General features: G+C 69.6%; 5 protein-coding genes and 2 pseudogenes. 4 read left to right on the forward strand and 3 right to left on the reverse strand.

All coding sequences use genetic code 11. The features are described 5' to 3' along the window. Positions 1-73 precede the first annotated feature (73 nt). The 3 genes and pseudogenes from ABDW35_RS30185 to zapE all read left to right on the forward strand — a co-directional run. A pseudogene (locus tag ABDW35_RS30185) lies at positions 74-667 on the forward strand (saccharopine dehydrogenase C-terminal domain-containing protein); the annotation flags it as partial. A 147-nt stretch (positions 668-814) separates the two neighbouring features. Beyond that, positions 815-1597, forward strand: coding sequence for a GNAT family N-acetyltransferase (locus tag ABDW35_RS30190; protein WP_343717546.1), 783 nt, complete (start codon positions 815-817; stop codon positions 1595-1597). A 75-nt stretch (positions 1598-1672) separates the two neighbouring features. Next, complete coding sequence (gene zapE / locus ABDW35_RS30195; protein WP_343717547.1) at positions 1673-2839, forward strand: cell division protein ZapE; 1167 nt, start codon at positions 1673-1675, stop codon at positions 2837-2839. A 7-nt stretch (positions 2840-2846) separates the two neighbouring features. Here the strand turns inward: zapE and mntR are convergent, their stop codons facing one another. Continuing rightward, positions 2847-3281, reverse strand: a complete 435-nt coding sequence (gene mntR, locus ABDW35_RS30200; protein ID WP_343717548.1) for a manganese-binding transcriptional regulator MntR — start codon at positions 3279-3281, stop codon at positions 2847-2849. A 248-nt stretch (positions 3282-3529) separates the two neighbouring features. Here mntR and ABDW35_RS30205 point away from each other — a divergent pair, with 248 nt between their 5' ends. Next, positions 3530-4903 (forward strand): Nramp family divalent metal transporter, encoded by a 1374-nt coding sequence (locus ABDW35_RS30205; RefSeq protein ID WP_343717549.1) that lies wholly within the window; start codon positions 3530-3532, stop codon positions 4901-4903. Here ABDW35_RS30205 and ABDW35_RS30210 read toward each other — a convergent pair. Both ABDW35_RS30210 and ABDW35_RS30215 read right to left on the reverse strand, forming a co-directional pair. After that, complete coding sequence (locus ABDW35_RS30210; RefSeq protein WP_343717550.1) at positions 4890-5720, reverse strand: arylamine N-acetyltransferase; 831 nt, start codon at positions 5718-5720, stop codon at positions 4890-4892. The two genes, ABDW35_RS30205 and ABDW35_RS30210, sit on opposite strands and share 14 nt — an antisense overlap. Before the next feature lie 45 nt (positions 5721-5765). Then, positions 5766-6153, reverse strand: a pseudogene (locus ABDW35_RS30215) (serine O-acetyltransferase); the annotation flags it as partial.

Here is a 6153-nt window from a genome sequence, read left to right on the forward strand (position 1 = left end):
CCTATAAAGACTGTGCTTGGCACATCTCAAGTTTTATTGTTGCTGCAAGTTTTTAGTCGTGACGATTTAAAGCCTGATTACCTGGACGCCGCTGGCCGGGCCGATCCACGGCTTCCTGATCACCCACAACGAGGCGATCTCGCTGGCCGACTACCTGACGGTCGGGTCCGGCACGCAGCCGGAATACCGGCCGACCGTGCACTATGCCTACCACCCGTCCGACGACGCGGTGCTGTCGGTGCATGAATTCGCCGGCCGCAACTACGAGCTGCAGCCCAACAAGCGGCTGATGATGGACGAGATCACCGAGGGCATGGACGAGCTCGGCGTGCTGCTGGCTGGCCACGCCAAGGGCGCCTACTGGTACGGCTCGCGCCTGACCATCGGCGAGGCGCGCGAACTGGCGCCGCACAACAACGCCACCAGCCTGCAAGTGACCGCGGCGGTGCTGGGCGGCTTGGTCTGGGCGATCGAGAACCCGGATCGCGGGCTGGTCGAGCCCGAGGAGATGGACCACGAGCGGGTGCTGCAGGTGGCGGCCCCCTATCTCGGCGAGCTGGCCGGCGCCTTCACCGACTGGAATCCGCTGCAGGGCCGTGGCGAGCTGTTCCCCGAGGACATCGACCCCGAGGACCCCTGGCAGTTCAAGAACATCCGGGTGGTGTGAGGCCGGTCGCCTTTCTCCACCATCGTCATCCCGGACAGGCCGCGCAGCGGCGCCGATCCGGGATCTCTCGCCAATCCCGACGAGATCCCGGGTCTGCGGCGCATCACTACGTGCTGCACCGCGCCCGGGATGACGAGGAAGATGGTCATGACTGATCTCCCCGGATTCTATCCCGTAACCGACATCTCCCCCGCCGAGCGGGCGCGGGTCGGCGCCCTGGTGGCCGGGCACCCGGTCTTCGCGCTGTACTGGGACGCGGCGCTCGACGCCGCGGCTGCGGGCGACCGCAGCCGGTCGGTGCGGGTGGAGTCGGAGGGCGCCATCCTCGGCATCGCTTTCGATGGGCTTTCGGTCTACACCCCGGTCGGCGCCATCGGCGATGCCGCCCTCCTCTCCCTCACCGCCGATCCGCGGCCGCTGGAGCTGCATCTGACGCCGGAGCAGGCCGAGCGGCTGCGTCCCGCCTGCGTCGGCCGGCTGGCGCTGGAGGACGGGCTGCGCTTCTACGCCCGGCCGCTCGACAGCCTCCCTGCGCCGGATCCCGCCTGCCGGCGGATGGGGCCGGCCGAGCTGGAGCCGCTGCGCCGCTTCTACGCTGCGCATTATCCGGCGACCGTGTTCTCCGCCTGGATGCTGGAGCTGCCCTTCGTCGCCATCGTCGAGGACGGGCGCCCGGTCGCGGCCGGCGGCGTCCTCGCCCGCTCCGGACACCGGGCGATGATCGGCAATTTCCTGGTCGACCCTGCCCGCCGCGGCGAGGGCCTGGCCGGGCGGGTTGTCGCCGGCCTGCTGGCGGCGCTGCGGGCCGAGGGCGTGATCACGGCCCTGCTGGCCACCAACGACCTGAACCCGGCCGCCTGCCGGGTCTATAAGCACGCCGGCTTCGCCCTGCTCGAGCGCCGGGCGCAGCTGGACCTGCGCGCGGCCTGACGCGCCGCCGGGTCAGCCCAGGGATGCGCCGCCTTGTCTGGCATTTCGCCGGGGCTTGCGGTAAGCAGCCTCGCCATGCCCGATGTTGCAGCGCAAGACGACGAGCCGCTTGCCCTCTACCGCCGCCGGATCGCCGAGGGCGCCCTGCGGGCCGATCCGGCCCAGGCCGCCGCGGTCGAGAAGCTGCAGCGGCTGCACCGGCAGCTGCGCAGCTACACCCCGCCCGATCCTGAGCCCAACGGCAACGGCCTGCTGGCCCGGCTGGGCTTCGGCCGGAAGAAGGCGCCGGCGGTCGACCCGCCGCGCGGCCTGTACTTCTGGGGCTGCGTCGGGCGCGGCAAGTCCATGCTGATGGACCTGTTCTTCGAGACCACGCCGGTGCCGAAGAAGCGCCGGGTGCATTTCAACGCCTTCATGCTGGAGGTGCATCAGCGCATCCATGAGTGGCGCCAGTCCGGCGCCGCGGCCGAGGGCGAGACCGCCGACCCGATCCCGCCGCTGGCCCGCCGCATCGCGGCCGAGGCCTGGCTGCTGTGCTTCGACGAGTTCCATGTCGTCGACATCGCCGACGCCATGATCCTGGGCCGGCTGTTCCAGGCGCTGTTCGGCCTCGGCGTGATCGTGGTCGCGACCTCGAACTGGCCGCCGGACGATCTGTACAAGGACGGGCTGCAGCGCGACCGCTTCCTGCCCTTCATCGCCATGATCAAGAAGAAGCTGGAGGTGGTGCAGCTGGATGGCGGCCGCGACTACCGCCTGGACCGGCTGCGCGGCCGGCCGGTGTACCACTCGCCACTGGGCGGGATGGCGCACAAGGCGCTGGCCGAGCTGTTCGCCGACCTGACCGACGGCGCCGAGGGCGCACCGGTCACCCTGCCCGTCCCCGGCAACCGCACGCTGGAGGTGCCGCGCGCGGCGAAGGGCGTGGCCTGGTGCGATTTCGACGCGCTGTGCGCCCGGCCGCTGGGCGCCGCCGACTACCTGACCTTGGCCGACGCCTTCCACACCGTGATCATCGAGGGCGTGCCGCGCTTCACCGAGGCCAAGCGGCACGAGATGAAGCGCTTCATCGTGCTGATCGACAGCCTGTACGAGGCGCGCCGCCGGGTGGTGATCGCGGCCGAGGTGCCAGTCACCCAGCTCTATGCCGGCGAAAGCCAGGCGCTGGAATTCGCCCGCACCGAAAGCCGGCTGATGGAGATGCAGTCGGTCGACTATATCGAGGCACGCAAGGCGGCCTGAGCCCGGCTCAGGCCTTCATCGTCACCAAGCGCTCGAAGGCGGCCAGCGTCTCGGCGCTGACATGGTGTTCGATGCCCTCGGCATCGATCTCCGCCACCTCGTCGCTGACGCCGATCGACTTCAGGAACTCGACCACGATGCGGTGGCGCCGGCGGCAGGCATCGGCCATCTCGCGCCCGGCATCCGTCAGGAAGATCGAGCGATAGGGCCGGGCGCTGACCAGCCCCTCGCGCTGCAGCCGGGCGATGGTCTTGTTCACCGTGGCGTGGGCCACGCCGAATCGCTCCGCCAGCTCGACGATCCGCGCCTCGCCCTGGCTGTCGATCAGCTCGGCGATCATCTCGACATAGTCTTCGGCCGTCTCGGACTGGCGGGCCTGGCGCACCCGGCTGAACCCCGCGGCCTGCAGCCCGGTGTCGGTCGGGCGATCCTGTTCCGTCATCTCGTCTGTCCTTCGGAGCCGGATGCCTTCCGGCCCCATTGATGGAATCGGGACCGCGATTCTGCGGTCATGGTGCTTGCGGTCCCGGGGGCCGGCGCGGTTGCGGCGCATCATACCCGCGGATCGGAAAATGACAAGGTTATGACGCTTGCCAAGAATGTAGCCATGGCTACATTATACAGGACAGGGAGATCGATCGGACACCGGTTTTCGGCCGCTGCCCGGCAGCGGAGATGAAATGAGCGCGCATGATGAGAAGCGACATCACGGCCCATGAGATTGCCCCGCAGGGCAGCGCGTCCGGCTCTGGCTGGCGCAACGCGCCCGGCGCGCCGAGCCTGCCCGAGGTACACCGCAGCATCGTCGTGCCCAAGGGCGTGGGCTGGCTGCGCAAGCTGTTCGCCTTCGTCGGCCCCGGCTACCTCGTCGCCGTCGGCTACATGGACCCGGGCAACTGGGCGACCGACCTGGCCGGCGGTTCAGCCTTCGGCTACACGCTGCTGTCGGTCATCCTGCTGTCGAACGTGATGGCGATCCTGCTGCAGGCGCTCTCCGCCAAGCTGGGCATCGTCACCGGGCGCGACCTGGCCCAGGCCTGCCGCGACCACTATCCGAAGCCGGTCGCCATCGCCCTGTGGTTCCTGTGCGAGGTGGCGATCGTCGCCTGCGACCTGGCCGAGGTGATCGGCACCGCCATCGCGCTGCAGCTCTTGTTCGGCATCCCGCTGCTGTGGGGCGTGGTGCTGACCGCGCTGGACGTCATGGTGGTGCTGTACCTGCAGCACCGCGGCTTCCGGCACCTGGAGGCGTTTATCATCGGGCTGATGCTGGTGATCGCCACCTGCTTCCTGGTCGAGCTGGTCCTGGCGCAGCCGGCGATCGCCGAGGTCGCCCGCGGCTTCATCCCCTCGCCCGAGATCGTGACCAACCCGGCGATGCTGTACATCGCCATCGGCATCATCGGCGCGACCGTGATGCCGCACAACCTGTACCTGCACTCCTCGATCGTGCAGACCCGCGCCTTCGAGAAATCGGAGACCGGCAAGCGCGAGGCGATCCGCTTCGCCACCATTGATTCGACCGTGGCGCTGATGTTCGCCCTGTTCATCAACGCCGCGATCCTGATCCTGGCCGCCGCCACCTTCCACACCGCCGGCCGCACCGACGTGGCCGAGATCCAGGACGCCTACCAGCTGCTGGCGCCGATGCTCGGCGTCGGCATCGCCAGCACCCTGTTCGCCGTGGCGCTGCTGGCCTCGGGCCAGAACTCGACCCTGACCGCCACCCTGGCCGGGCAGATCGTGATGGAGGGCTTCCTGTCGATCCGGCTGAAGCCCTGGATCCGGCGGCTGATCACCCGCGGCATCGCCATCGTGCCGACGGTGATCGTGACCGCGATGTATGGCGAGAGCGGCACGGCCGAGCTGCTGGTGCTGAGCCAGGTGGTGCTGAGCCTACAGCTGCCCTTCGCCGTGGTGCCGCTGGTGGCCTTCACCAGCGACAAGGCGAAGATGGGCGCCTTCGTCAACCCGGCCTGGATGAAGTGGACCGCCTGGCTGGTCTCGGCGGTGATCATCGTGCTGAACGTCAAGCTGCTGTTCGACTGGGTCACCGGGGCATAGGCGCGGGGAACAGGCGCGCCAGGGCCCGGTCGAGATCGGGCCCGTAAGGGACGGCCAGGCCGAAGATCTCCGACAGGACCGTCTTCATCTCCGGTCCGCTCTTCAGGGTGAAGCGCCGGGTCGGGCCGTCCGTGTAGTGCCGGGCCAGCTCGGTGTCGCGCAGGCCATGCCGGCGTCCCGGACCGACCCGGGCGACGCTGAGGCCGGTGACGAAATGCGAATCCGGATGGGTGGCGAGGTACCAGTTGGGCGCCTCGTAATCGACCGGCAGCTGTTCCTGCTGGTCGAAGCGGTACAGCGACCGCCAGTCGTCGCCGATCCGGGCCTGCAGCTTCAGGTCGCCGCCGGCGCGAACCAGGCGGAACGGCTCGTGCGGGGTCGCCTGCTCCAGATTCGGGTCGAGCCGCAGCGCCGCGGTCGGGGTCTGGCCGCCGAAGCCGGCATCGGCGAGGCGCGGCCCGTCGTCGAGATCGACCCGCAAGAGCATGTGGCTGCGCGGGCTCATATGGTCCTCGGGCTGTCCCCACAGCACCCGGGCGCCCAGGCAGGCGACGCGGAACCCGATCGCCCGCAGCGCCAGGCGCAGCAGCAGGTTCAGTTCGAAGCAGTAGCCGCCGCGGCCGCCGCCGACGAGCTTGACCTGCAGCGACCCCGGATCCAGCCGCGGCGCCCGGCCGAGGAACGGGTCGAGATTCTCGAAGGCGATCGCGGATGCCTGCCGCAGCACCAGCGTCTGCAGCGTCGCGAGGTCGGGCGCGACCGGACCATCATGGCCGATGCGGCGCAGATAGGCGTCAAGATCGAAGCTGTCGGTCATGGCGGCCCCCTCAGCAGCCTGCGGAGGGAGCCTAACCCGACGCCGTCAGATCACGAAATCGATCCCCGGAGGCACCGGGATCGAATGATCCATGGTGAGGGCGGGCAGCGGCTCCGAACACGAGCCGACGATGCGGGCGGGGACGCCCACCGCCGTCCGGTGCGGCGGCACGTCGGCCAGGACCACGCTGCCGGCGCCGATCTTGGCGCCCTCGCCGATCTCGATATTGCCGAGGATCTTGGCGCCGGCGCCGATCAGCACGCCGTCGCGCACCTTCGGGTGGCGGTCGCCGCCGACCTTGCCGGTGCCGCCGAGGGTGACGCCGTGCAGGATCGAGACATCGTTGCCGACCACCGCGGTCTCGCCGATGACGACGCCGGTGCCGTGGTCGATCAGCAGGCCCCAGCCGATCCGGGCCGCCGGATGGATGTCG

The sequence above is a fragment of the Inquilinus sp. genome (genome assembly GCF_039594555.1).
GTDB lineage: Bacteria > Pseudomonadota > Alphaproteobacteria > DSM-16000 > Inquilinaceae > Inquilinus.

What these genes read in the sequence shown, in the direction of transcription:
- ABDW35_RS30205 (WP_343717549.1), top strand. Translation starts at nt 3,530, where the DNA reads ATGATGAGAAGCGACATCACGGCCCATGAGATTGCCCCGCAGGGCAGC.
- ABDW35_RS30210 (WP_343717550.1), bottom strand. Translation starts at nt 5,720, where the DNA reads ATGACCGACAGCTTCGATCTTGACGCCTATCTGCGCCGCATCGGCCAT.
- zapE (WP_343717547.1), top strand. Translation starts at nt 1,673, where the DNA reads ATGCCCGATGTTGCAGCGCAAGACGACGAGCCGCTTGCCCTCTACCGC.
- mntR (WP_343717548.1), bottom strand. Translation starts at nt 3,281, where the DNA reads ATGACGGAACAGGATCGCCCGACCGACACCGGGCTGCAGGCCGCGGGG.
- ABDW35_RS30190 (WP_343717546.1), top strand. Translation starts at nt 815, where the DNA reads ATGACTGATCTCCCCGGATTCTATCCCGTAACCGACATCTCCCCCGCC.